This is a genomic window from Paenibacillus sp. FSL H7-0756 (assembly GCF_038006765.1).
GTDB lineage: Bacteria > Bacillota > Bacilli > Paenibacillales > Paenibacillaceae > Paenibacillus_AQ.
On the sequence record NZ_JBBOVT010000001.1, the window covers coordinates 2,946,782 to 2,972,590 of the forward strand.

General features: G+C 53.3%; 20 protein-coding genes. 18 read left to right on the forward strand and 2 right to left on the reverse strand.

What is annotated here, in order from left to right; all coding sequences use genetic code 11:
- Positions 1-20 precede the first annotated feature (20 nt).
- The 14 genes from NST04_RS13025 (at position 21) to NST04_RS13090 (ending at position 16,997) form a co-directional block, all read left to right on the forward strand.
- Entirely contained in the window at positions 21-902 is an 882-nt protein-coding gene (locus NST04_RS13025) for a carbohydrate ABC transporter permease (RefSeq protein ID WP_341017703.1), read from the forward strand.
- Complete coding sequence (locus NST04_RS13030; protein ID WP_341184570.1) at positions 902-1,729, forward strand: carbohydrate ABC transporter permease; 828 nt, start codon at positions 902-904, stop codon at positions 1,727-1,729. The genes NST04_RS13025 and NST04_RS13030 overlap by 1 nt, the downstream gene beginning before the upstream one ends.
- A 107-nt stretch (positions 1,730-1,836) precedes the next feature.
- Complete coding sequence (locus NST04_RS13035; RefSeq protein ID WP_341184571.1) at positions 1,837-2,826, forward strand: LacI family DNA-binding transcriptional regulator; 990 nt, start codon at positions 1,837-1,839, stop codon at positions 2,824-2,826.
- Positions 2,827-3,221: 395 nt separating this feature from the next.
- A complete protein-coding gene (locus NST04_RS13040; protein ID WP_341184572.1) occupies positions 3,222-4,196 on the forward strand; it encodes a LacI family DNA-binding transcriptional regulator in 975 nt (324 codons plus the stop codon).
- A 46-nt stretch (positions 4,197-4,242) separates the two neighbouring features.
- Positions 4,243-5,175, forward strand: a complete 933-nt coding sequence (locus NST04_RS13045) for an alpha/beta hydrolase (protein ID WP_341184573.1) — start codon at positions 4,243-4,245, stop codon at positions 5,173-5,175.
- Positions 5,176-5,272: 97 nt separating this feature from the next.
- Entirely contained in the window at positions 5,273-6,229 is a 957-nt protein-coding gene (locus NST04_RS13050; RefSeq protein WP_341184574.1) for a carbohydrate kinase family protein, read from the forward strand.
- A gap of 11 nt (positions 6,230-6,240) precedes the next feature.
- Positions 6,241-7,707, forward strand: coding sequence for a sucrose phosphorylase (gene gtfA / locus NST04_RS13055; protein ID WP_341184575.1), 1,467 nt, complete (start codon positions 6,241-6,243; stop codon positions 7,705-7,707).
- Between the two features lie 26 nt (positions 7,708-7,733).
- On the forward strand, positions 7,734-8,546 hold the full coding sequence (locus NST04_RS13060; RefSeq protein ID WP_341184576.1) for an alpha/beta hydrolase: 813 nt from the start codon (positions 7,734-7,736) through the stop codon (positions 8,544-8,546).
- Between the two features lie 330 nt (positions 8,547-8,876).
- Complete coding sequence (locus NST04_RS13065; RefSeq protein WP_341184577.1) at positions 8,877-10,595, forward strand: sensor histidine kinase; 1,719 nt, start codon at positions 8,877-8,879, stop codon at positions 10,593-10,595.
- 1 nt (position 10,596) lies between these two features.
- The gene (locus NST04_RS13070) at positions 10,597-12,192 is read left to right on the forward strand and encodes a helix-turn-helix domain-containing protein (RefSeq protein WP_341184578.1); all 1,596 of its coding nucleotides are present in this window, start codon (positions 10,597-10,599) and stop codon (positions 12,190-12,192) included.
- Between the two features lie 532 nt (positions 12,193-12,724).
- Positions 12,725-14,266, forward strand: a complete 1,542-nt coding sequence (locus NST04_RS13075; RefSeq protein WP_341184579.1) for an ABC transporter substrate-binding protein — start codon at positions 12,725-12,727, stop codon at positions 14,264-14,266.
- 70 nt (positions 14,267-14,336) lie between these two features.
- Positions 14,337-15,266: an ABC transporter permease gene (locus NST04_RS13080; protein WP_341184580.1), complete on the forward strand. Its 930-nt coding sequence runs from the start codon at positions 14,337-14,339 to the stop codon at positions 15,264-15,266.
- 12 nt (positions 15,267-15,278) lie between these two features.
- A complete protein-coding gene (locus tag NST04_RS13085; protein WP_341184581.1) occupies positions 15,279-16,172 on the forward strand; it encodes a carbohydrate ABC transporter permease in 894 nt (297 codons plus the stop codon).
- Between the two features lie 18 nt (positions 16,173-16,190).
- Positions 16,191-16,997, forward strand: a complete 807-nt coding sequence (locus NST04_RS13090; protein ID WP_341184582.1) for a Nif3-like dinuclear metal center hexameric protein — start codon at positions 16,191-16,193, stop codon at positions 16,995-16,997.
- Positions 16,998-17,522: 525 nt separating this feature from the next.
- On the opposite strand, the gene NST04_RS13095 is transcribed toward NST04_RS13090, so the two are convergent.
- Both NST04_RS13095 and NST04_RS13100 read right to left on the reverse strand, forming a co-directional pair.
- Complete coding sequence (locus NST04_RS13095) at positions 17,523-18,092, reverse strand: hypothetical protein (protein WP_341184583.1); 570 nt, start codon at positions 18,090-18,092, stop codon at positions 17,523-17,525.
- A complete protein-coding gene (locus NST04_RS13100) occupies positions 18,089-19,714 on the reverse strand; it encodes a xylulokinase (RefSeq protein ID WP_341184584.1) in 1,626 nt (541 codons plus the stop codon). The genes NST04_RS13095 and NST04_RS13100 overlap by 4 nt, the downstream gene beginning before the upstream one ends.
- Positions 19,715-20,384: 670 nt before the next feature.
- Here NST04_RS13100 and NST04_RS13105 point away from each other — a divergent pair.
- From NST04_RS13105 to NST04_RS13120, 4 genes are all read left to right on the forward strand, one after another.
- Complete coding sequence (locus tag NST04_RS13105; protein WP_341184585.1) at positions 20,385-21,974, forward strand: acyl CoA:acetate/3-ketoacid CoA transferase; 1,590 nt, start codon at positions 20,385-20,387, stop codon at positions 21,972-21,974.
- A gap of 48 nt (positions 21,975-22,022) precedes the next feature.
- Positions 22,023-23,261 carry an L-lactate MFS transporter gene (locus tag NST04_RS13110; RefSeq protein ID WP_341184586.1) on the forward strand — a complete coding sequence of 413 codons (1,239 nt, stop codon included), beginning with the start codon at positions 22,023-22,025 and terminating at the stop codon, positions 23,259-23,261.
- Between the two features lie 55 nt (positions 23,262-23,316).
- On the forward strand, positions 23,317-24,270 hold the full coding sequence (locus tag NST04_RS13115; RefSeq protein ID WP_341184587.1) for a DUF561 domain-containing protein: 954 nt from the start codon (positions 23,317-23,319) through the stop codon (positions 24,268-24,270).
- 111 nt (positions 24,271-24,381) lie between these two features.
- Positions 24,382-25,764, forward strand: coding sequence for a sigma-54 interaction domain-containing protein (locus tag NST04_RS13120; RefSeq protein WP_341184588.1), 1,383 nt, complete (start codon positions 24,382-24,384; stop codon positions 25,762-25,764).
- Positions 25,765-25,809 lie beyond the last annotated feature (45 nt).

Consider the following 25,809-nt stretch of genomic DNA (forward strand, 5'->3'; position numbering starts at 1 on the left):
AGAGGAAAGGGGGCAGCACTATGAACAAAAAGCTATCACTGAAGAATGCGGGGACATTCTTGGTCTTCGGAGGTCCCTCTATCTTCGCTTTTGCCGCCGTTGTGATCATACCGTTCATCGTCGGCTTATATTTGACCTTCACGAACTGGGATGTCCGTACAGGCGACAGCAGCCTGATCGGCTTCACGAATTATCTGGAGGTATTCAGGGATAAGGTGTTCCTTCAGCAGCTGTGGTTCACCCTGAAGTACGTCTTCTTCACTGTGGTGATTGCCAATGTGTTCGCCTTCTTCATCGCGCTCGCCCTGACGAGAGGCGGGAGAGGGGAGCAATGGCTGCGCACAGGGTTCTTCACACCCAATCTGGTCGGAGGGATCGTACTCGGCTACCTGTGGCAGACGCTTTTCTCACAAGTGCTGCCTTACCTTGGCGCTAAATACGGCTGGGAGCTGTTTCAGACCTCATGGCTGACGAATACGGGGACGGCATTCTGGGCGCTGATTATTGCGACCGCCTGGCAGCTGGTCGGGTATCTGATGATCATTTATATCGCGGGCTTCACAGGCGTTCCGAATGATGTGCTGGAGGCGGCAAACATCGACGGGGCAGGGCGGACTTCGGTGATCCGCAGAATTATTCTGCCGCTGACGGTTCCTGCAATCGTCATCTGTATTTTCATCTCCCTGTCCCGGTCCTTCTTAACGTATGACATCAACCTGGCCTTAACCAAGGGCGGACCGTTCAATTCAACGGAGCTGGCCACCTACCATATCGTGCAAAAAGCCTTCCTGTCCAATCAATACGGTGTCGGCCAGGCAGAGGCAGTTGTTCTGTTCGCTGTCGTAGCGATTATCGCGTTGACGCAATCCTATCTGCTGAAGAAGCTGGAGGTGGAATCTTAATGAATGCTAACCGGCGCATCCTCCCGGGCCTCCGGACAGGATTCTTATACCTGCTGCTGTTCGCCTTTTTAACACCGTTCCTGCTGATTATTATGAACTCCTTCAAGACCACCCAGCAATTCTTCGAGAGCCCGCTGTCACTGCCGACAACGATTAATTTCAAGAACTACGCCAGCGCCTTTGACAATATGGATTTTATGCAGGGGTTCATGAACTCGCTGATCATTACGGGGATTTCCGTCACAATCATTATTATTTTCTCGGCGATGACCGGGTACTTGTTCGTGCGCTACAAATGGAAGGTGAACTCCATCTTCTTCTTCCTCATGCTGGCCTCTATGGCTCTGCCCTTCCAGGTGCTGATGATTCCCATGGTGATGCTGTACGGGAATATGGGGCTGCTGAATACCAAGCTGACGCTGCTGTTCATGTATCTCGGCTTCGGAGTGCCGTTTGGCGTCTTCACGTTCCACGGCTTTATCAAAGGGATTCCTTATGAGCTGGAAGAATCGGCGTTTATCGAAGGAAGCACCACGCTGCGTACCTTTTTCAGTATTGTGCTGCCCTTGCTGAAGCCGGTATTCGTCACCCTGCTGGTGCTCGATGTGCTCTGGATCTGGAATGACTATCTTCTGCCCAGTCTCGTGCTGCTGTCGCCGGATCAGAAGACCCTGCCGCTGTCCACGTATACCTTCTTCTCCTCCTATTCTGTGGACTACGCGCCGCTGATGGCCGGGCTAATTATGACAATAATTCCCGTGCTGATCATCTACCTGTTCCTGCAAAAACAGATCATCAAGGGGATCACGGAAGGGGCGCTGAAATAAGGGAAGCGAGGAAGTCCAAATCTTCACCGCAGTGACGATTACGCGTATATAGCTGAAATCCATGCGAACTTCCTCTATAATTGGAACTAAAAAGCAAGGTGGTTCCTATGGCGAATCTGAAAGACGTCGCAAAGCAGGCAGGACTTTCTGTGAATACAGTGTCCAGAGTCCTTAACAATAGAGGGTATATCAGTGACAAGACGAAGGAGAAGGTCTACCGGGTGATGAAGGAAATGAATTATCAGCCGAATGAAATGGCCCGGGCCCTGTTCCGCAAAAAATCCAATATGATCGGGCTGATCATCCCGGCGATTTCCCATCCTTTTTTTGCCGAGCTGACCGCCTATCTCGAATATTATGCAGACCTTAAGGGCTACAAGCTGCTGCTCTGCAATTCCAACCGCAACGTCTCCAAGGAAGTAGATTATATCGAGATGCTCAAAAAAAACCAGGTCGATGCCATCATCATGGGCAGTGCCGTGCTGGATGTGCAGCATTATCTGCACCTGGACCTGCCGATCGTCTCCTTCGACCGTGTAATCTCGGAGGACATCCCCGTGGTCACCTCGGATAATCTGGAGGGTGGCCGGCTGGCTGCCCGGTTATTAACCGGCCAGGGCTGCCGGCACACGGTCTATATCCAGCGGGGGATCGATGGTCCCCAGCATCACTTCATGCTGGCCGGTCTGAGAAGGCAGGGGTACGAAGAGGAGATGAAGCGCGCTGGACTTGCGCCGCTGTACTTGCAGCTGGAGGTTGAAGAGGGAAGCTATACCGGAGGGGACACTGCCATTGCCGCCTACCTCCAGGAGCATCCTGAGATTGACGGCGTATTTGCCAGCAGTGATGTGATTGCCGCCGAGGTCATTCATGCCTGCAACCTGCTCGGCAAGGAGATTCCTTCCGCAATGCGCATTGTGGGCTATGATGATGTGCAGCTCGCCTCCATGATCTCACCGCGTCTAAGCACGGTCCGGCAGCCGATTCAGGAGATGAGCGAAGCCATTATGGAGCTGGCGGTCCGGCAGATCGAGGGCCAGGCGGTGACGATGGTGAATACGTTTCCGGTAACGGCTGTGGAGCGCGGCACGACCTGATACCCCGGACTGGCAGTTTTCCTGCCAGCGTCTGCCTTAGTAGAGCATCAGAGTTAGTATAGTGAATATTCGCTCAGCAGTTCTTCGGAAGCTGTAGGCGCTGGAACGATAGCAACTGCCCTCTGTACAATAGAATGCTGCAAAAAAGGCTTTAAAATAGAATCTATTGTACTCCGTACAATTGAATGTTGGAAAAAGGCCCATTTTCTCCCGAAACACGATATTCCAATGTATGAAATACAATAGAATCTCATTTTACGGTCAGCTATGCGTTTTCTGTTGCAGGAAATACAATTACCCGCTGCTGCTGCCCTATTATATCAACCGGTTAACATAGAACCTTGCCCTGTTCCGCTGAACGGAGGAAGTAGGCTGACCCGGGTCAGGAGGTACGGATGGCTGTAACCATCAAAGATGTTGCCGAGAAGGTCGGCGTCTCCGTCACTACCGTCTCCCGAGTGCTTAATAACCGGGGATACCTCAGTGAGAGTCTGAAGCAAAAGGTGAACGATGCCATGGAGGAGCTGAATTATCATCCGAGTGAGGTGGCACGTTCCTTGCTGCGTAAGAAGTCCAATATTATCGGCCTGATTCTGCCGGATATCTCCCATCCGTTCTTCGGGGAGGTAACCAAGCATATTGAGGCCTATGCTTATGAACAAGGCTATAAGCTGATGCTGTGCAATTCCCTGCATCACAAGAAAAAAGAGAAAGAGTACATCGATCTGCTGCGGGCTAGCCGGGTTGACGGCATCATCATGGGCAGCCATACGATGAGCGTGAACGATTACAAGTCGATCAACCTGCCGCTGGTGTCGCTGGACCGCCAGATCTCTAAGTCGATCCCGTTCATTGCCTCGGATAACTATCAGGGGGGAGTGCTGGCCACCCGGCTGCTGCTGCGCAAAAAATGCCGGAGCATCGCCTATCTTAGCGGGAATCTGCGCCTTAATCTGCTGGCCAAGCAAAGGCATGACGCCTTCCTGGAGCAGGTCAAAGGGCAAGATGTTGCGTACACCGTAAGGCAAACCGATCTGAATGGATTCAAGTATAAGGATTACGAGAAGCTGGTCAGCAGTCTTTTTGAGGAGCGTCCTGAGCTGGACGGCGTATTCGCGAGCAGTGATATGCTGGCATTGCAGGTGCTGAAGCAGTGCAGAAGGCTGGGCAGAGCTGTGCCCGGTCAAGTCAAGGTCGTAGGCTATGACGGAATTGCCGCCCTGGATGCGGAGGATCTGACTACCATCGTACAGCCGATTAAGAAAATGGGCGAGCTGGCCGTTCAATATCTGCTTCAGCAGATCGCCGGCGAGCCGGTCCCGCTGGAGACCATTCTTCCCGTCCGGTTAGCGGAGAAGGGGACCACTTGAAGCACACAGGATTCATTCACATTCGAACGATATGGAGGGAATATAGATGAATTTCATTCACCGCGTGGCCCCGGAGTTAAGAGAGGGGATGGCCGGATTGCCGCCGCTGCATTTGCCGGGGGATCTGGCCGCAGCCCGGAATATGGTCCCGTTGCCTGCTGAACCGTCAGACTGCGTCCGCATTACGGAGCGGGTCCTGATTGCCGGTTCCGGGCCGGTGCGGATCAGAATCTATGAACCGGCGAAGCGGAGTAAGCATAAGCTGCCTGCCCTGCTATGGACTCATGGGGGCGGCTATATTCTGGGCCAGCCGAGCGGCGATGATGCGTTATGCGAGAGCTTTGTCCTCGCGGCTAACTGTGTTGTCGTGTCGCCCGATTACCGCCTTGCCCCGGAGCATCCGTACCCGGCAGCGGTGGAAGACAGCTTCGCGGCATTGGTGTGGCTTGCAGATCCGGGGAATGATCTCCAGATTGACGGGGCCCGGATTGCCGTAGGCGGCGCGAGTGCGGGCGGCGGTCTGGCGGCTGCCTTGGCCCTGATGGCTAGAGATAAGGGAGGTCCTGCCCTCTGCTTCCAGCTTCCGCTGTATCCGATGCTGGACGACCGCAACATTACACCTTCCAGTTATGAGGTAACTCACCCTGCGGTGTGGAACCGGGCGAACAATCTGGTAGCTTGGGAGATGTACCTGGGCGGTCCTGCCGGGGGCGCTGACACCTCCCCGTATGCGGCACCCGGCCGTGCGGATCAACTGGCGGGGCTTCCGCCCGCCTATACCTGTGTCGGACAGCTCGACCCGTTCCGGGATGAGACGATTGACTATGTGGCCCGGCTGGCACAGGCCGGTGTAGAAGTGGAATTTCATCTCTACCCTGGGGGCTATCATGGCTTTGAGCATGTTGTTCCTGCAGCCGAGGTCGCCCGCAGAGCCAGAGAAGGCTATATCCATGCCTTAGCAAGAGCCTTGAACTCTTAAATTGTAAAAAGAGGACGGGTTTTTGAAAGTATTGCGTACACAGAACCCATAGAATGAATAGGACGCAAGGATATTGGAGTGCCAAGGGGGAGTGCGGGTGTTTAGACTCGGAGAGACAATACGGTTTGAAGATCAGGCGAACGATGTGTTAACAGTGGGCGAGCTGCTCGTGGATATGATCTCCAATGAGTATGGCGAGGACACGGTATGTGATGGATATACCCGGTATTTTGGCGGATCGCCTTCGAATATTGCCATTAATGCAGGGAAGCTGGGCATCCGGTCGCATGTGGCTTCGGCGGTAGGCAGGGATAGCCTTGGCAACTACTTGATGAACCGGCTGCAGAGCGCCGGAATGGCGACAAGCGGCATCCAGCAGGTCGATGATTCTACCAGTATGGTGGTGATAACGAAGAGTCAGGCTACGCCGGTTCCGATCTTTTACCGTGCGGCGGATTACCGGCTTGAGTACAATGAGGCGCTGGAGCAAGCCTTGATTCATTCCAGCATTGTCCACTTCTCGTGCTGGCCGATCTCAAGGAACCCGTCCCGTAGGGCGGTAGAGCGGGTGATCAGGACGGCGAGGAAGCATAAGGTGCTGATCGGCTTCGATCCCAACTATCATCCCTCAATTTGGCAGAAGGGAGAAGACGGCGTAGCCTATGTCAAAAGCATCATCCCGCAGGTGGATATCATCAAGCCTTCCGAGGATGACGCCGAGCGTCTGTTCGGACCCGGCACGCCGGAGGAGCAGATCGCCAGATTCCTTGCGCTTGGTGCGAAGCTGGTCATTCTGACGCTGGGCAAGGATGGGGCACTCGTCTCCACCGGCAGCGAAACGAAGTCGTTTGCCACCAAGGCTACGCAAATTGAAGATACGACTGGAGCAGGAGATGCCTTCTGGTCCGGCTTCTATACGGCTGTTATTAAAGGGTATACGCTCGAAGAGGCGCTGGAGCTTGGGTTTGCCGTCAGCGCGTACAAACTGAAATTCACGGGTGCGGTAGTGGATCTGCCTGCGCTGGAGACCATTAAGCAAGAATTCAACCTGTAGGAGGCTCTGAAATGACACTGAAGAATCAAGTGCAGTTAATTACCTATCCCGATTCGCTGGGCGGAGACCTGAAGCAGCTGCATCAGGTACTTCGCGGTCCTTTCGCCGGACTGTTTGCCGGGGGGATTCACATCCTTCCGCCTTTTCCTTCCTCCGGGGACCGCGGCTTTGCGCCGCTGACGTATCTTGAGATCGAGCCGGAATTCGGCACCTGGGAGGATATTCGCAGCATCGGGGAAGAATTCGATGTGCTGGTGGATCTGATGGTCAATCATATCTCCAGGCAATCGCCGTATTTCCAGGACTTCCTGAAGCATGGCCGGGCTTCTGAATATGCGGATCTGTTCATCACCCTGGACAAGATTTGGGAGAATGGCGAGCCTGTGCGTGCGGATATCAAGAAGATGTTCCTGCGGCGGCCGTTGCCGTATTCTACCTTCACAACCTCCGGAGGGGAGGAGGAGAAGGTCTGGACCACTTTTGGCAAAACCGACCCTTCCGAGCAGATTGATCTGGATGTCCATTCTCCGCTTACCCGCGACCTGCTGCGGCAGTTCTTCCTGAACTTCAAAGAGCAGAATGTCAAGATCGTCCGGCTGGATGCGGTCGGGTACGTGATCAAGAAGCTGGGCACCAGTTGTTTTTATGTGGAGCCGGAGATTTATGAATTCCTGGATTGGATCAAGGAGATGGCGGATTCGCTGGATCTAGAGCTGCTGCCCGAGGTGCATGCACACCACAGTATCCAGACCAAGCTATCGGAGTACGGCTGCTGGATCTATGATTTCATTCTGCCTTACCGCGTGCTTGAGGCGCTTACCGGCAGATCCAATACGGCGCTGTACGACTATCTGCGGACCCGCCCGCATCAGCAGTTCACGATGCTGGACTGTCATGACGGTGTTCCGGTGAAGCCGGATCTGGATGATCTGATCGATACGAAGGAAGCGCGGGAGCTGGTGGATCTCTGCGTGGAGCGCGGGGCGAACCTGAGTCTGATTCTGTCCGAGGAGCATAAAGCGCCGGATGGCTTCGATGTCCATCAGATCCGCTGCACGTACTACAGTGTACTGAATGAGGATGACGATGCGTATCTGGCAGCCAGAGCGATTCAATTCTTCGCGCCGGGTATTCCGCAGGTCTATTATGTAGGCCTGCTGGCTGGCCGTAATGATCTGGAGCAGGTGGCCCTGACAGGCGAAGGACGGGAGATCAACCGCCATAACTATACGCTGGAGGAGATTGAAGCCGAATCACAGCGCGAGGTTGTGCAGCGGCTGATGAAGCTGATCCGCTTCCGCAATGAGTATAGCGCCTTCAATGGAACCTTCCGGGTGCTGGAGGCAGAGGCGGATGAAATCAGGCTGATGTGGGAGCAAGGAACAGCATATTGCCGGCTGCACATTAACCTGCAGAATTATAAGACTGTTATCGAATATATAGATCAGCAGGGACAAGAAGCGGTATACTGGGTCTGATTCTAATTCGTTAAGGGGGAATGATGATGGCTACAATGCAAATCAGCCTGTTCTCGGCGAGTCTGAAGCGGGAGGTCACGATCCAGGCCATATTGCCGGTGGATCTGCCGGAGGGCTGGGGATTGCCGGCCTGGTCGGGCCAGCCCTTGAGATCGCTCTATCTGCTGCACGGCTTCTCCGGCAGCCAGAACGACTGGCTGAACTTCTCAAGGATCAGAGAGCTGGCGGACAGGCATCAGGTGGCAGTATTCATGCCGGCCGGAGAGAACCGCTTCTATGTCAATGATGAGCTTAGGGAAGAATATTACGGTGAGTATATCGGCAGAGAGCTGGTAGACTTCACCCGTAAGCTGTTCCCGCTATCAGCAGCCAGAGAGGATACCTGGATCGGCGGCTTATCGATGGGCGGATACGGTGCGATCCGCAACGGTCTGAAATACGCGGAGCGCTTCGGCCGGATCATTGCCTTATCCTCGGCCTTAATTCCGTATAGAGTAGCCAATATTGCCCCAGACTATAAAGACGGAATTGCCAGTTATTCCTACTATGCCAGCGTCTTCGGCGATCTGAGTAAGCTGCTCGGCAGCGACAAGGACCCCGAGCAGCTGGTGCGTGATGTGAGGGTGCAGGGACTTGCCCTGCCGGAGCTGTATATGGCGTGCGGAACCGAGGATATGCTGCTGGATGTGAACCGCCGGTTCCATCAGTTCCTGGACAGCGTGCAGGCTGCCCATTACTATGAAGAAGGCCCTGGCGACCATAACTGGGCGTACTGGGATAAGCATATCGAAGCTGCGCTGGACTGGGCGGTTAACCAGCAAACTAGCTATATAGATTAACTTTATAAAATTGACAGGGAAAAGTGGCGGAGGAGAATTTTGGAACTGTAGGAGCGGTAGCGTCCGCCTGAAAGCTTTCCGTAGGAAAGCTCGCTTCGGAAGCATCAGCTGTCACCGGATTTCTACCGCGAAAAGCGGTGTAATCAAGAAATCTGGGGATGGGCAGCGGCCGGAGGGCCAAACATTCTCTGGAGTCACGCCCATCCCCAAAAAGAGAAACTTTTAATCATAATCAATATAACCGCAAATTGCATACTTATACGCCCCTGGGTCCGACAGAAGGTATCGGCTCAGGGGCGTGCTGAATTCCGGGGAAAGGAAGAGGCGGGGATGATCCGAACCAACAGTATCGTGTTCAAATTTTCGTTGCAGATGACAGTGATTCTTGCGATCCTGCTGTCCATCCTTGTTCTGAGTAACATCTACTCCCTGGAGGTAGTGCGGAGCAATGCTCTGACTAGCTCGCGTAATACACTGGCCCTCTATCAGGCCAATATTCATAATAACTTCAACAATTTCTCCAAGGACCTCATTGAGGTGTTCGACCATAACGTGGATGCTGCGGTGAATTCGGCGGGGATGGATGAGAACAGCCGGTATTTCAGGGTCCAGCAGCTCAAAAATAGTCTGCAAGCCAAAATAGCAGGCGATAATTCGAGCGACGGCATGTTCATCAGGCTCTCGGATGAGCTGGTGCTGGAGCAGTTCAACCGCCGGATTCAATCGGAGGATAAGCTGGCTCTGGTGGATTTTATAAATATGCATACATTCAGTACGGCTCCGGCAGAACATAGCGGCGAATGGAAGGTCTTCCAGATCCGCGGCGAGTCTTACTTGTTCAAATATATTTCGTATTCAGGAGTCAGCTTCGGAACGCTGGTGAAAGCGGACACGCTGCTGGCCATGGTCGACAGGGGAGGGAATGATCAGAACCGGTATGTGCTGAGTGATTCTAAGGGAACTATACTGGCAGCGAGTAATATCTCTCTGCAGGAGGGAGAGACGACGCTTGAGAGCTTAAGCAGGCAGTATAAGCGGGAGTACCTGATTGTATCTGAACCGATCGGCGAGTTCGGACAGATGACCCAAATGGTTACCAAGGGTAGCCTGTTCACGGGCCTGAAGCTGATTCAATGGGGGATCGTCCTGCTCGCGATTCTCTCGGTTATCGTGGTGCCGCTGGTGCTGAGATTCCTGACGAGGGATGTACTGAGGCCGATTCTGGAGCTGGTGAAGGCAGCGAAGGCAGTCGAGCAGGGGCAGCTGGAATATCAGATTCCGCAGAATACCCCCTACTCGCTGGAATTCCTGAAGCTGTTCCATGCGCTGGAGTCCATGGTCAGTGAGATCAAGGATCTGAAGATCCAGTCCTATGAAGAACAGATCGAGATCAGCCGCGCCGAGATCAAGTATCTGCAGATGCAGATCCGGCCCCATTTTTTCCTGAATGCGATCTCAACGATTACGAGCCTAACCTATCAGAATAAAAATGAGGAGATCCGCCGGCTGATCCACTGCCTCTCCGAGCATCTCCGGTATATGTTCCGAGGGGGGCTGATGGAAGTGACGATGGAGGAGGAGATCCGGCATACTGAGAATTATATCCGGATGCAGGAGATCCGTTATCCTGAGCAGATTTTTTTCATGATCGAGATGCAGGAGGAAGCGCGGCAGGTGCCGATTCCGCAGTTCATGATTCAGACCTTTGTGGAGAATACGTTCAAGCATGCCATGTTCGTTCAGGAGCTGCTGTCTATTTTCATCAGAGTGCGGATGGAGCGGCGGGACGATAGTTCATTTGTCAGCATTGTAATAGAAGATAACGGGGCAGGCTTCACTTCGGAGTGGCTGGATCAGCCGGAACGAGAAGAGGCAGGAGAGGATGGCGGCAGAGTGGGCATTGCCAATATCCGCAAGACCCTCAGACTGCTCTACAAACGGGAGGATCTGCTAAAGCTGTCGAATATCGGGTCTACAGGTGCGAGGGTTGAGCTGTGGATTCCTGTGAAGCCAACGGAATGGAGCCAGCCCGGCTTAGAGGGAGGATAATATGCGTTGTATGCTGATTGACGATGATATTCCTACAATTGAAGCGCTGCGCGGCATTGTGAATTGGGAGGAATTCGGAATTACGGAAGTGCTCACCGCTCATAATATACAGGATGCGAAGCAACTATTCGAGAACGGCGAGCCGGATCTGATGATTTGCGATATTGAAATGCCGCGCGGGTCGGGCATAGATATGATCAAGTGGGCCAGAGACCGTCATTATGAAGGCGGATTCATCTTCCTGACCTGTCATGAGAGCTTCACCTTCGCCTCCAAGGCGATCTCGTATGACGCCGACTCGTATCTGGTCAAGCCGCTGGACAAGCAGGAGCTGGAAGCGGCGCTGCGTAAGTCTATGGATAGGTTGAAGAACAAAATCATGCTAGGCGAATACAGCAAGCTGGGCCATGCGTGGCTGAAGAACCAGGATCTGATGGAACGCACCTTCTGGAGCGATGTGCTGACGGCGACGATCTCTCCCCGGCGTGAGCTAATCCAGAGTGAGGTACAGAAGCGGGAGCTGGCCGTTCAGGTGCATGCGGAGTATAGGCTGCTGCTGGTAAGCGTTCCCCGCTCCCAGATTGAACGGGAATGGGATGAGAGCATCTTCCATTACGCCCTCTCGAACCTGGTCTCTGAAATTCTCAGCAGCCGGGTGGGCAGCGGACGGATGATTGCCTATCAGGCCGATAAAGTATTCTACAATGCAATCATTGCCGAGAGTCCGGCGGATATGAAGGAGCTGGAGGCGGGCGCCGGAGAGATCATCCGGCTGTCCAGGCAGTATCTGAAATGTACGGCTACTTGTTACTTCAGTGAGCCTGCGGCGATCTCCCGCCTGGCGCAGCTTAAGACAGAGCTGGAGCAGGCGGACGAGTCAAATATTATTTTCCGTGGCAAGCTGCATTTGCCCAATAAGCCCTTCCATGTGGATCTGACCGAGCGCTACACTCTGGATACGGAGCTGTTCACTCTGCTGTTCGTCCAGCAGGAGAAAGCGCAGATTGTGAACCGGCTCAAGAAAGAACTGGAGCTGCTGACGAGTCTGAATAAGCTGGATGCGGCCACGCTCCATTCGATCCGCGAGGACCTGCTTCAGGTGGTCTATTCGCTGCTCGCGCGGCACCATATTCAGGCGCACCGCCTCTTCGAGGGCGAGCTCAGCCAGCAATTGGCCCAGGATGCCGAGAGCAGCGTGTTCGACTTCATGAAATGGGCGCAGGCGCTGACGGACAAGACGCTCGATTCCATCAAGGAGGTGCTGCAGTCCGAAGGGGTGGTCGAGCGGGCCAAGCGGTTCATTCAGGAGCACTATACCCAGGATCTGAGCCGGGAGGATGTTGCAGCCAGCGTATACCTGACCGCGGATTATCTGGCCAAGGTATTCAAGAACGGGACCGGCCAGACTGTGAAGGAGTACCTGAACGACTGCCGGATCAGAGCGGCGAAGCAGAGGCTGGTCGAAAGCACGGCGAGCATCGGGGAGATTGCCTTAGATACCGGCTTCGATACCCTCTCCTATTTCTCCACCGTATTCAAAAAATGGACAGGCGAAACCCCGGCAGCCTACCGCTTGAGGCACAAATCTGCTCCATGATGATGACCATTACGAAGCTCCGCTTCTCCTACCGGAGGCGGGGCTTCTTGCTGAGCAGGCAGGTATCGTGCCTAAGGTGCGCAGCATCCTGCTGGTTGACTGACTGGAGGTGCTGGAAACTATGTTAAGGGAACTAGGAGAAGGTTGCTCCTGCGCAGAATTTAGTTGGATTTTATACACCTGTTGCCGAACGTATGAACACTGACGGAGGAATAGTTGGATAAACAACACTTAAGTATACATAATTCCGGCAAAGCAGAGAAAATGCTAATATTAGATGCTGTTTTTCCACTTGTTGAGGTAACTTTATAAGAAATGGAGAAATTAGAATACGTTTTTCCACTTGTTTCTTTGCCAAGGCCGGGCGTTCTGCCGCCGTCCCCCAGAGAACTAATTAGCAATGCAGAGCCGAGAATCCTCACCACCCGCCTAGTGCGGGTTTTTATAAAAACAGCCCGTATTATTGAAAGCCCGCCCCCCTCCAGGGCCGGTACAATGAGAGTGTAAATACAGAACAGGAGGCATGATGATAATGAAGAAAAAGGGGTTAGGTTCACTGCTGCTGTCTATGGTAATCTGCGGTTCGCTGCTCTCCGCCTGCGGCGGCAATTCCAATACATCGTCCAAGAATTCCGGGGATACGGAAGCTAAGGCCAAGGTGGCTGAGATTGTATTCGCGCTGCCCTCCTTCAACCGGATTCCCGATGATCTCAGCAAGGTAACGAATGCGATCAACGCTATCACAACGGAGAAGATCGGGGTGAAGGTGGACTTCCGTCTCTTCGGCCCGGCAGATTACGCCCAGAAGGTCAATCTCGCGCTCCAGAGCGGGGAGAAGATGGATGTCTTCACCACCCTCGGACAATTCTCCAACTATGTATCCAAGAGCCAGGTGGCCCCGCTCGAAGAGCTGCTTCCTGAACACGGCAAAGAGCTGACAGCCATTCTGGATAAGGATTTCGGCCCGGATATTCTCAAAACCACCACGATGGACGGCCATATCTACGGCATTCCGGTGAATAAAGGGATGGCGCTGCCGACCAATATTATCTACAACGCGGATATGCTCGCAGAGGCGGGCGTAGCAGCAGACTCCATCCAATCGGCAGAGGATCTGCCAGCCGTGTTCGGTGCGGTGAAGCAGAAGCTGCCGGATGTGGTTCCCTTTGGCCCGATCAACGTGAATCCGACAGATACGGGACTTGTGAACTGGATGAAGGGTGCGAGCAAGGTGGATTATCTGACCGATACGACCGGAGTCGGTGTCGTGATCGGTGACAACGGCAAGGTCGTTAACTTCTACGAATCGGATGTCTTCAAGAACGGAATTCAAATGATGAGAGACTGGTTCGAGGCCGGGTATCTGCAGAAGGATACCGCAACCACAACCATTACAGCCATGGAGATGGTGTCCTCCGGGCGCGGCTTCTCTTTCCTGGGCGGCTACAGCGGCATGGAGGTTGGCAAGCAGCTGAGTGCGCAGGTCGGCAAAAATATTGAGACGAAGCGCATCGCCCCGTTCTATTTCGATACCAGTGCGGTGAACTCCGTAACCTGGATGGTCTCCAGCACCTCGAAAGAGACGGAGGCCGCGGTGAAGTTCTTGAACCTGCTCTACACCGACAAAGAGCTGATTAACACCATTCTCTTCGGAATCGAAGGGGAGGATTACCTCAAGGTAGATGAGCATCATGTGAAATTCCCGGAAGGCATGGACGCGAATACGGTGCCTTATACAGCCATGCTCAGCTCAGGGATCGTAGGCTCCGAATCGCTCCAGTATCAGCTGGAGGGAATTGACTGGTCGGATGTCGAGTTGAAGCTGAAGGAGAATAAGGATACCGCAAGATCGCCATATTTCGGCTTCATCTTCGACCAGGGTCAAGTGAAGACGCAGATTAGCGCTGTGAATAACGTGGTCAGCCAGTTCCTGCCTGCACTCGTCAGCGGATCGGTGGACCCGGAGACCATCATCCCGAAATTCATCAGTGCGCTGAAGGATGCCGGTGCGCAGGCTATTATTGACAGCAAGCAGCAGCAACTGGATGCGTGGCTTGCCGCGCAACAGCAATAATCATTATATGAATGCGCTGTGGGCGGAGCGGTAACTAAGGCTCTGCCCCCGGCCATGGAGGTGAACCGGCATGACTGCCAGACGCAAGTCCCCATCCAAGCCGCTCAAAAAAACATTGCCGCTCCTCATACTCGCGGGCCCAGGCCTGCTGTATTTTCTCATTAACAGCTATTTCCCCATGTTCGGGGTGTTCATCGCCTTCAAGGATGTCAATTATGCGAAGGGCATCTTCGGCAGCGACTGGATCGGCTTCAAGAACTTCACCTTTCTCTTCCAGACCAGTGACGCCTGGATTATGACCCGTAACACGCTGCTGTACAATCTGGCCTTTATCGCGCTTGGAACTATAGTCTCCATTATCATTGCCATTCTGATGTCGGAGCTGCTGAATAAGCTGTATTCGAAGCTGTTCATGACCGGGCTGATTCTGCCGAACCTGATCTCGATGATCGTGCTCTCGCTGCTCGTCTTCGCTTTTCTGAATGCCGACAGCGGGTTCGTGAACCATTCGATTCTGCGGCCGCTCGGCCTACCGGAGATCAACTGGTATTCGGAGGCGAAGTACTGGCCGTACCTGCTGGTTCTTATACAGATCTGGAAGACGGCAGGCTACGGATCGATTGTTTATTTTGCCTCGATTGCCGGAATTGACAAGAGCATCTATGAGTCGGCCAAAATCGACGGAGCCGGGAAGCTGAAGCAGATCCGCATGATTACCCTGCCGCTGCTGAAGCCGACCATTATTGTGCTGGTGCTGATGTCGATGGGCCGGATTTTCAACTCCGACTTCGGCTTGTTCTATCAGGTGCCTATGAACTCCGGTGCGCTGTACAGCACTACCCAGACGATTGATACGTATGTCTACCGCGCCTTGATGCAGCTCAATGATATCGGAATGTCGGCCGCCGCCGGTCTATATCAGTCGCTGGTCGGTTTTGCGCTTGTGCTTACGGTCAATGCCATCGTCAAGAAGGTCAATCCAGAAAACGCATTGTTCTAGGAGGAAATTCAGATGATCCAAACAAGAGGAGAACGGGCGTTTACGGTATTTTCTGCGGTCGTGATGATCCTGCTGACGGTTTTTGCTTTTTTACCCTTCCTGCTGATTGTGATTGCTTCGTTCACGGAGGAGACGACCCTAATCCGCAACGGGTACAGCTTTTTCCCGGAGCATCTAAGTCTAGACGCGTACCGGTACATTAAGTCCTCGGCGTACATTTTCATCAGAGCCTACGGGGTATCCTTTCTGGTGACGATCCTGGGAACCGCCATCGGACTGCTTATAACAAGCATGCTGGCTTACCCGATGTCGCGGTCTGATTTCAAATATCACAATACGCTGGCCTTTGTCGTGTTCTTCACCATGCTGTTCAGCGGGGGGATTGTGCCTTCGTACATCATGTGGACCCAGTATTTCCATATCAAAAACACGCTATGGGCGCTGATCCTGCCCAATCTGCTGGCGAACGGGTTCAACGTCCTGCTGGTCCGTAACTACTTCAAGAATAATGTGCCGCTGGAGATTATCGAAGCCGCACAGATCGATGGTGCCTCGGAGCTGCGGACCTTCTTCCGCATCATGCTTCCGCTGTCCATGCCGGTCATGGCAACGGTCGGGATGTTCATGGGCCTGGCCTATTGGAATGACTGGATCAATGCGTTATATTTTGTATCTAAGCCGCAATTGTACGGTATTCAGAATCTGCTGATGCAGCTCATGAGCAACATCCAGTTCCTCAATTCCGGCCAGGCCGGGAGTGTGCTCGGAGCCGACACGGTCTCTTTGCCAAGTACAGCGGTGCGGATGGCGATGGCGGTGCTTGGTATTGTGCCGGTGCTGTTCGTCCTGCCGTTCATGCAGAAATATCTGACCCGTGGCGTAGTGATCGGTGCTGTCAAAGGTTAACGAAAAGGAGATGGGCGTATGAAAGTGCAAGAGGTGATTGACCGGATTCTGCTCGATTGCTGCGGGGGACGGAGGCTGGAGCAGACCTGTGATGTGCTGGCGAGCGGCAGTGAAGAGATGGAGGTTACGGGGATTGTCACAACGTTCATGGCGACGGTGGAGGTCATCAAGGAAGCCATTGCGGCTCGCGCCAACCTGATTATCACCCACGAGCCGACCTACTATACCGGCAAAGATACACTGGACTGGCTGCAGCAGGACCCGGTATATCTGGCGAAAAAAAGGCTGATCGAGGAGCACGGCATTACGATCTGGCGCTTCCATGACCATATGCATCTGGCAGATACGGACCGGATCTATGACGGACTGCTGAAGGAGCTGGATTGGGCGGACAAGAAGCTGGACGATAAGGACGCCTGGGGGTATCTGATCGAGGAGACGACGGTCGGCGATCTGGCAGGCTTCCTGAAGGAACGTCTGGGGATGAAGGTGATCCAGATCGTCGGCGATCCGGCAGCGGCCTGCTCCCGTATTGGCATCCTTGTCGGCGGCGGCAGTCTGGGCCTCGGCCGGGAGCAGATGCCGATGGAGCTGATGCAGGAGAAGAATCTGGATGTGATGGTCTGCGGCGACATTACGGAGTGGACCTTATGTGCTTACATTAATGATGCGGCCATGCTGGGCATGAACAAGGCGATGATCGTGATCGGTCACGAACGCTCCGAGGAGTGGGGCATGAAGTATATGGCGGAGTGGCTGGCCCCGCTGGTGGACGGGGTTCCGGTTACCTTCGTGGATGCAAAGGAGCCGTTTGTGTATTTGTGAGACGTTGGGCGGATGCTGAGTCAGAGTGAACGGGGTATTGTTCCACTGGCGTTCCGCTGTTTCGCCATTGTTCCGCCACTGTTTCACTGCTCCTGTCGCTGTTCCGCCAACATGCCTCTATCGTCCCACCCTCTGGGGTCTGTAACTGGCGGACGGACTGGAGGGCCGTTATTTCTGGGAAAAGCCTACTTTGCGCCGTCTGCCGGACTGAGATGCACTTATTCGCCCGCTAACTAATGTTAATCGGCGGAATTCCCACCAATTAGGGCCCTGGAGTCCGTTACTTGCGCAAAAAGCGGCTTTTTGGCGGAATAAGCGCCTCTCAGTCCGCTGGGCAGATCGTGCAGAATCAAAGACAAAGGATGCCGCGCAGATCCCGCAGAATCAAAGGCAAATGATGCCGCGCAGATCCCGCAGAATCAAAGGCAAATGATGCTGGGCCTCGCCCAGCCCGGATATGCCGCAAGCCCGGCATAAACCAAAAGCAGCCATCCCCCGCTACCGGGAGGATGGCTGCTTTTTATACTACTGCAAGACGTAATTGCCCGTAGCTCTGTACTTGCCCGCCTTGGCGTCCCAGGTGAAGATCCCCTCTGCCAGGTCCCAGCCGCCTCCCTCGTCTTTGTAGTCCTTCCAGTATTGGTGCAGGCGCCCCTTCTTATCGATCTCAGCTCCCTGATCGCCCATGAACTGAAGCTTCTTGGTCAGAGTGCCATAGTTCAGGCGGTAGACCGAGACTTGGGTGTTCGAGGGCAGATAATCCACGGTAACCGCCAGTTGCTTCTCCGTAGGTGAGACGGCAAAGATATGCATATCCGCTTCATCCTCTTCGAACTCCATAATCTGCTTATCAATTAACACCACTACACCCTTGGAGTTAACCAGATATAAATTGCCCGACTCGGTGAGCAGGAAGCTCTCCTTCTTCTGATCGTTATTCAGGTCTGCGGTCTTCAGCAACCGTACCGTTTCTCCAGGGAACTTTTGCTTGAGCAGTGCTTTGGCATCCGGTGCCTTAGCGTAAGCAAAGGGAGTGGGCGCAGCCAGCAGCACGAGCGCCAGCAATGCAGCAAACAGCATTTTATTATTCATCATAGAGATTCTCCTCTCTTCCGGTTCTCCAGTAAATGCTCTGCCGCCGCCTGCTCGATGGGCAGCCCCCCGGTGTAACGCTCCATATAGAGGGCAAAGCCCTCCACATCAGTAGGGTCAGGCGATATCTCCTGTCCTTCCATGTTACAGAATACCTTAGAGCTCAAGTAATCCGCCAGGCTCTCGTTCGGCTCCTTATGCTTCATATAAGAGGCCAGAATGGCTATTCCCCATGCGCCGCCTTCACCGGCCGTTGACAGGACTGAGACCGGAACATTCAGTGCAGCCGCACAGATCCGCTGACCGACCTGCGGGGTGCGGAACAATCCGCCATGTGCTGAAATACGGTCAATAGTTACCCGTTCCTGCCCGGTCAGAATCTCCATCCCGAGTCTTAACGCAGCGAAAGCGCTATACAGATGCACCCTCATGAAGTTAGCCAGAGTGAACCGGCTCTGCGGCGAACGAACGAATAGCGGACGCCCTTCGGCAATTCCGGTGATGTTCTCGCCAGAATAGTAACCGTAGCTCAGCAACCCGCCGCCATCCGCATCCGCTTCCAGTGCCTGGTTCAGCAGGACGCTGAATAACTGGTCCATGTCGGGCTTAAGGCCCATGGCCTCATAGAATTCACGGAACAAGCCGACCCAGGCATTCAGATCGCTGGAGCAGTTATTGGCAAGAACCATAGCAACCGGGCTGCCTTCCGGTGTATTCACAATATCAATCTCAGAGTGGACCGCACTTAGATTCTGCTCCAGCACAAACATAGCAAATACCGATGTCCCTACCGAAATATTGCCGGTGCGTTTCCTGACGCTGCCTGTAGCCACCATGCCTGTTCCGGCATCGCCCTCCGGCGGGCACAGCGGAATACCGGCCTGCAAACGGCCTGTCGGGTCGATCAGCCGGGCACCTGCTTCACTGAGATTTCCGGCATTCATACCGGCTGTATACACTGTAGGCAGGATATCTTGCAGCTTCCATGAATAACCCCTGCCGGAAGTTAGAGTGGTGAACTGCTTCACCATCTCTTCATTGTACTGCTTTGTTGCTTCGTCGATGGGGAACATCCCGGAGGCATCCCCGATCCCGAGAGCCCTGCGGCCCGTCAGCAGCAAGTGAACGTAACCCGATAGCGTCGTAAGATAATCTATTCTGGCCACATGCTCTTCACCATTCAAAATAGCCTGATACAAGTGGGCGATACTCCAGCGCTCCGGAATTTTGAACTGGAATATTCCGCTTAGCTCCGCAGCAGCAACGCTTGTTGTAGCATTGCGCCAGGTACGGAATGGAACAAGCAGCTCTCCCGCCTGGTCCAGCGCAATATACCCCTGCATCATGGCCGAGCAGCCTATAGAGCCGACGGTTTGCAGTGTGACGCCATAGGTCTGCTGAACCGCCTGCTGTAATTGCTGGTAGGCTGCTTGCAGCCCTTGAACCACCTCACTTAGCTCGTAGGTCCAGTAACCATTACTGAATTGATTCTCCCATTCATAGGTGCCGGAGGCGATCGTTTCGAACTGGTGATCGATCAGCACCGCCTTAATTCGCGTGGACCCGAACTCAATCCCAAGCGATGTTTCTCCCTGAACAATCGCCTGTGTGACTGAATGCATCATGACAGCATCCCCCTCTAACTAAAATTGTCCAGAATATAACATATGCAAGCAAAAGTGTACAACCCTTTCGGCTCTTTTTTGAACCGGTTTTACCCTGATTGGCTGTTGCAAATCTGCAATAACCCTCCCATAAGAAAAATATTTTATTTTTTTTGGCTGCGCTACAATATCTTGAAGTCACATCTCCAACCCTTTGTCAGATCCGCAGGACAGGATATGCCTTGGACCGCTGGATTTAATATCCATCCAACCTGGCTGGAGAAAATAGTGTTGTTATTTTGCGACTGGCGGGTCCCGCGGGAATGCTGAAAATATAAAGAGCGGTTCCAATCAGGAAATCTAAATATAACAACGGCCGGAAGTCCAAACGTTCAGCGCAGCGACGACCAAGCTTTGAGTTCAAACCTAAGTAGGCTTGAATTAAGAGAACAGCTCCCCAACATTCTGTGCAGTCCGCCAAGCCAGTCGCAAAAAAGCAACAGAAAAATGTCTTGAATTCAAGGCATTTTGGAGCTATTGACCGGTCCTTTATTCTGTATTACGATGGCCTTGAGAAAAATTTCACAAGGAAATTTAGTCTCCCAGATCAGCAAGAATGAGACACACAGAAGGGCCATTATTTTTTTTAACAAGTGTAGTGAAATAATTCACATAAAGAGGAGCAAATGAAATGAGCAAAGTAATTTCAGCCGCCAAAGCAGCGGAACTCATCAAGGACGGGGACACCGTAGCAGCGAGCGGATTCGGATTATCCTGCTGGGCAGAAGAGATGGGGATCGCCATTGAAGAGCGCTTCATGCAGACCGGACAACCGAAGAATCTGACGGTGATGCATGCCAGCGCCGTCGGCAACCGCCGGGATAAGGGCATGAGCCACTTGGGACATGAAGGCCTCATCAAACGCTGGATTGGCGGTATCGCCATCGCTTCCCCGGGACTAGCCAAGCTGATTGAAGAGGATAAATGCGAAGCCTATAACCTGCCTCAGGGTGTCATTACCCAGCTCTACCGCGAGATTGCGGCCAAGCGTCCGGGCGTGATCACCAAGGTGGGCATGGAGACCTTCGTTGACCCGCGCGTTGAGGGCGGTAAGATGTCACCGTCCACGAAGGAAGACATTGTGAAGGTGATTGAATTAGAAGGCGAAGAGTGGCTGTTCTACAAGACCTTCCCGATTCAGATCGCCCTGATCCGTGGCACCGTGGCAGACGAGAACGGTAACCTCACCCTTGAAAAAGAAGGCCTGCACATGGAGGTGCTGCCGATCGCCCAGGCCGTCCGCAACTCTGGCGGTATCGTGATCGCTCAGGTAGAGACCGTGGCCAAGAATGGAACCTTGAATCCCAAGGATGTGAAGGTTCCGGGCATTCTGGTAGATTACCTCGTCGTGTCCACCCCGGAGAATCATTACCAGACCGAGAATACGCAGTATAATCCGGCGTTCTCGGGCCATGTCAAAGTACCGGTAGATTCAATTGAGGTTCTGCCACTGGATGAACGCAAAATCATCTCCCGCCGCACAGCTGTAGAGCTTCAGCCGAATACCATTCTGAATCTGGGCGTGGGCATTCCGGTGAATGTGGCGAACATCGCTGCTGAAGAGGGCGTGGACGACCAGCTGATTCTGACGACAGAGGCAGGCTCGATCGGCGGGGTTCCCGCAGGGCTGAAGGACTTCGGCCATGCGTACAACTCCGAGGCGATTGTCGATCATGATGCCCAGTTTGACTTCTATGACGGCGGCGGCATTGACCTGTCGGTCCTTGGCCTGGCCCAGACGGATGAGTCGGGTAACGTGAATGTCAGCAAATTCGGTACACGGGTAGCAGGCTGCGGCGGATTCATCAATATCTCTCAGGCGGCGAAGAAGCTGGTGTTCGCGGGTACTTTTACAGCGGGCGGGCTGCAGATCAAGGTAGAGAACGGCAAGCTGCACATCATTCAAGAGGGCAAAGCCAAGAAATTCATCTCAAAGGTACAGCAGATCACCTTCAGCGGATCTTATGCCGCCAAGGTACAGCAGCCGGTTGTGTATGTTACGGAACGCGCTGTCTTTGAACTGCTGAACGGGAAAATGACCTTAACCGAAATTGCACCAGGCATCGACCTGCAGACAGAGATTCTGGATCAGATGGACTTCAAGCCGGTTATTTCACCAGACCTGAAGGAAATGGACGCGGCTATGTTCCAAGAGAACTGGGGCATGCTGAAGTCAATTATCGCCGACAAGAACAAGGACCGGGTGCTGCAGGAAGTGTAAGCATTAGCAAGCTGCACTCATAAAACATATCAGAAAAGAGATGAGATCATGAACGTAGAATTGAACCGCTGGAGGATACTCATTGCCTCAACTATTATTAACATCTGTGTAGGCGCGATTTATGCTTTTAGTATTTTTGCACTGCCATTAACGAAGGTTTTCAGCGTGAGCATGCCGGATATTATGATTGCTTTTACCATTAATGCAGCGATTTCCCCGATTCCGATGATCCTAGGCGGTAAGCTTGTGGATAAAGGGGGCGCTAAGAAGGCGGTCTTCATCGGCGGGGCGATGTTCGGGATTGGATTCATTCTCTCAGGGCTGGCTACTGCACCTTGGATGCTGTATATCACTTATGGTGTCATTACCGGGATTGGCCAGGGAATCGTGTATTCCTCGACCATTGGGAATAGCGTCAAGCTCTTTCCGGATAAAAGAGGGCTGGCAGCGGGGATCGTTACAGCCGGTTATGGCGGCGGCACCATCGCTATCGCTCCTATCGCTAATGCGCTGATCACCAGTGGTGGCGTACAGTCTGCCTTAATTACACTCGGTGTTGCTTTCCTGGTGATTATTCTAGGGCTTGGCTTGCTCGTCAAACCTGCCCCAGCCGGTTATGCTCCTGAAGGCTGGACCCCTCCGGTAACCGGAGCAGCCAAGGCGGGAGTGAATGTACCATGGAACGAGATGATCAAGAAGCCACTATTCTATGTAATTGCCTGCCTGTTCCTGATCGGTGCCCTGTCTGGTATGATGGTAACCGCGAATGCATCGGTAATCGGTCAAAAAATGTTCGGCTTAACCGCAGCCGCCGCAGCCCTGTACGTCAGCCTGTACTCGCTGAGCAACTGTCTCGGCCGCGTGTTCTGGGGTGCGGTATCCGATAGAATCGGCCGCGTGAAATGCCTGCTCATGATCTATCTGGTCATTGCAGCGATGATGCTCACCATTGCTTTATCCTCTTCTGTCGCCGGATTCGCTGTCGCCATTGCCGGAATCGGCCTGTGCTTCGGCGGAACAATGGGCATCTTCCCGTCCATTGTCGGTGAGAAATTCGGCATGAAATATTACGGCGTGAATTATGGTGTCACCTTCATCGGCTACTCGGGAGCCGCATTCTTCGGACCGAGAATTGCCGGCAGTGTAGCGGCAGCCAATGACGGCAACTTCACGAATGCTTTTTACATCGCGCTGGTCATCTCCCTGGTCGGCTTCGCCTTAACCTTCGTCTACAAAGCGATGGAGAACAAGCAGAAGCCCGAGCCGGAAGTGGTTAAGGCGGCTTAAGGAGCGGCCGGAAGTTCAAATATACAACATTAATTTATATACGGAGGTAATTATAATGTCGATTACACAACTGTTAGGAATTAAATATCCGATTTTCCAGGGCGGTATGGCTCAGATTGCCGTGTCTCCGCTGGTAGGCGCTGTATCCAACGCTGGCGGGCTGGGCATCATCGGCTCCGGCGGCTTCACTGCCGACCGTCTCCGTGACGAGATCCGCAAGGCCAAAGCAAGCACCGATAAGCCGTTTGCCGTTAACCTGATGCTGATGATGAACAATATCCCTGAGCTGATCCAGGTTATTATTGAAGAAGGCGTGAAGATCGTAACTACAGGCGCAGGCACACCAGCTCCTTATATGCCGCTTCTGAAGGAACATGGCATTATCGTGATTCCGGTAGTCCCTTCGGTCAAAATCGCCAAGAAGATGGAAGCTCTCGGAGTTGACGCCATTGTTGCTGAAGGTACTGAAGCAGGCGGACATGTAGGTGAAACTACGACGATGGCCCTACTGCCGCAAGTCGCCAGCGCGGTATCGATTCCGGTAATCGGGGCCGGCGGAATTGCCGATGGACGCGGGATTGCCGCTGCTTTTGCCCTCGGAGCACAGGGTGTTCAGGTGGGAACCCGGTTCCTCGCGACTGTGGAATGCCCGACACACGAGAACTTCAAGCTGGCGGTCATCAACGCCGATGATACCAGCACAACCGTAACTGGCCGCAGCCTTGGCGGTCCGGTAAGAAGCATCAAGAACAGCATGATTGCCGAATTCCTCAGAATGGAGAATGAGAAGGCATCGCGTGAGGAGCTGGAGAGCTTAAGCCTGGGCTCGCTGCGCAGAGCTGTGTTTGAAGGAGATACCGATACCGGCTCCGTGATGGCCGGACAGATCTGCGGGATGGTCAACAAGATTACCACCGTGGAAGAGATGATCACCACCATGTTCGCTGAGGCGCAGGAAGTCATGGACAAGATGGGCAAAGTAACCTTTGAAGCTGTAGCACATGCCTAATTAAGGTTTTGCTAACCATTAGCCAAATGGTATCATTTATATAATGATGCGGTTTGGCTTTTTGTCTAGGTGGAATGTAAGCGTTAATCTCATGGGTTAGGACTGATGAATGTGACCAAAAAAAACAAAAACACCCATAAACCCTCAATCGACGAATTCGTGGAAGAATATCCGTCTACGTTATTTGTTACCGATCAGAACGGGAATATCCTGATTTCCAATGAATTCACCGCGCTAACCATCGGTATCCATCTGGAGGAGCTGCTTAAGGCTAACGTCCAGGATCTGGTAAAGGCGGGCTACTACGGCCATTCCATCACGATGGAGGCTATCGCGACTAAGCAGAAGGTATCCCGGACCGTCAATACCTCCAGAGGCTTCCATGTCTTTTCGTCAGCGATTCCTATTCTGGACAAGGACGGGGAGGTACAGCTGGTCGTTACCACCTCCAATGAATTCAGCCAGGAGCAGAACTATTATGAAGCAAATGTGCCTGTCGCCCAGCAGATCCATAAGCAGTTAGGCGGTATGGCGGCGGAGAAGAAGAAGGGGATCGTGGCTGAGAGTCTGGCGATGAAGCAGATTATCAAGGTCTGTAACCAGATTGCGTCTTATGACAGCAAGGTGCTGATCTACGGCGAGTCCGGGACGGGCAAAGAGGTGATCGCCAAGTACATCCATCTGAAGAGCGAGAAGTGGAAGGGGCCGTTCATTCCGATTAACTGCGCTGCGATTGCTCCGGCTCTTTTTGAATATGAATTGTTCGGGTACGAGAAGGGCGTGCTTGAGGGACAGACGGAGGTCAAGGCCGGAATGATCGAAATTGCGAATGGCGGCGTGCTGTTCCTTGATGAGATTGCCGATTTGCCGATGGAGATGCAGGCCAAGTTATTGCGGGTGCTTGAAAATAATGAAGTGAGACGCGTGGGCGGGATTACAAATATTCCGGTCCATTGCCGCGTGATCGCAGCCACCAACCGGGATCTGTGGAGTCTGGTTAAGAAGGGGCTGTTCCGCGAAGATCTGTATTACCGGATTAATGTGATTCCGATTCATATCCCGCCGCTGCGCAACCGCAAGCTGGATCTGGTAGGGTTAATCTCCAGCTTCATCGCCAGCTTCAATGAAATGTACGGCAAGAAATATGTGCTCAGTGCCGAAGAGTTCGACAAGATGCTGAACGAGCCTTGGCATGGGAACGTGAGAGAGCTAAGGAATTACATCGAGAGACTGGTTGTAACCGGGCATGTGGGCCAGAGTATGCAAGAGGAAGAGCAGATCGGCGACTGGTTCTCCCTCGACCATTTTATTGAGAAGAATAAGCACCAGCTCTCCACCCTGAAGGATTTCACTGCCGTAGCGGAGGGCCATTATATCAAAAAAGTGCTGCAGGACTGTGCCGGGAACGGGACCGAGGCAGCCAAGCGCCTGAACGTAGACCGGTCGGTGATTTACAGAAAGCTGAAGAAGATGGAAGAGGTGTTGCGGAATTAGTTGAACCAATTTCCAGGATCAGGCGTATTAACTACTATGCCTATA

Coding starts and splice junctions, on each gene's coding strand:
- NST04_RS13060 (WP_341184576.1), top strand. CDS start 7,734: ATGGCTACAATGCAAATCAGCCTGTTCTCGGCGAGTCTGAAGCGGGAG.
- NST04_RS13085 (WP_341184581.1), top strand. CDS start 15,279: ATGATCCAAACAAGAGGAGAACGGGCGTTTACGGTATTTTCTGCGGTC.
- NST04_RS13080 (WP_341184580.1), top strand. CDS start 14,337: ATGACTGCCAGACGCAAGTCCCCATCCAAGCCGCTCAAAAAAACATTG.
- NST04_RS13115 (WP_341184587.1), top strand. CDS start 23,317: ATGTCGATTACACAACTGTTAGGAATTAAATATCCGATTTTCCAGGGC.
- NST04_RS13110 (WP_341184586.1), top strand. CDS start 22,023: ATGAACGTAGAATTGAACCGCTGGAGGATACTCATTGCCTCAACTATT.
- NST04_RS13090 (WP_341184582.1), top strand. CDS start 16,191: ATGAAAGTGCAAGAGGTGATTGACCGGATTCTGCTCGATTGCTGCGGG.
- gtfA (WP_341184575.1), top strand. CDS start 6,241: ATGACACTGAAGAATCAAGTGCAGTTAATTACCTATCCCGATTCGCTG.
- NST04_RS13100 (WP_341184584.1), bottom strand. CDS start 19,714: ATGATGCATTCAGTCACACAGGCGATTGTTCAGGGAGAAACATCGCTT.
- NST04_RS13035 (WP_341184571.1), top strand. CDS start 1,837: ATGGCGAATCTGAAAGACGTCGCAAAGCAGGCAGGACTTTCTGTGAAT.
- NST04_RS13065 (WP_341184577.1), top strand. CDS start 8,877: ATGATCCGAACCAACAGTATCGTGTTCAAATTTTCGTTGCAGATGACA.
- NST04_RS13040 (WP_341184572.1), top strand. CDS start 3,222: ATGGCTGTAACCATCAAAGATGTTGCCGAGAAGGTCGGCGTCTCCGTC.
- NST04_RS13045 (WP_341184573.1), top strand. CDS start 4,243: ATGAATTTCATTCACCGCGTGGCCCCGGAGTTAAGAGAGGGGATGGCC.
- NST04_RS13095 (WP_341184583.1), bottom strand. CDS start 18,092: ATGATGAATAATAAAATGCTGTTTGCTGCATTGCTGGCGCTCGTGCTG.
- NST04_RS13025 (WP_341017703.1), top strand. CDS start 21: ATGAACAAAAAGCTATCACTGAAGAATGCGGGGACATTCTTGGTCTTC.
- NST04_RS13105 (WP_341184585.1), top strand. CDS start 20,385: ATGAGCAAAGTAATTTCAGCCGCCAAAGCAGCGGAACTCATCAAGGAC.
- NST04_RS13030 (WP_341184570.1), top strand. CDS start 902: ATGAATGCTAACCGGCGCATCCTCCCGGGCCTCCGGACAGGATTCTTA.
- NST04_RS13070 (WP_341184578.1), top strand. CDS start 10,597: ATGCGTTGTATGCTGATTGACGATGATATTCCTACAATTGAAGCGCTG.
- NST04_RS13075 (WP_341184579.1), top strand. CDS start 12,725: ATGAAGAAAAAGGGGTTAGGTTCACTGCTGCTGTCTATGGTAATCTGC.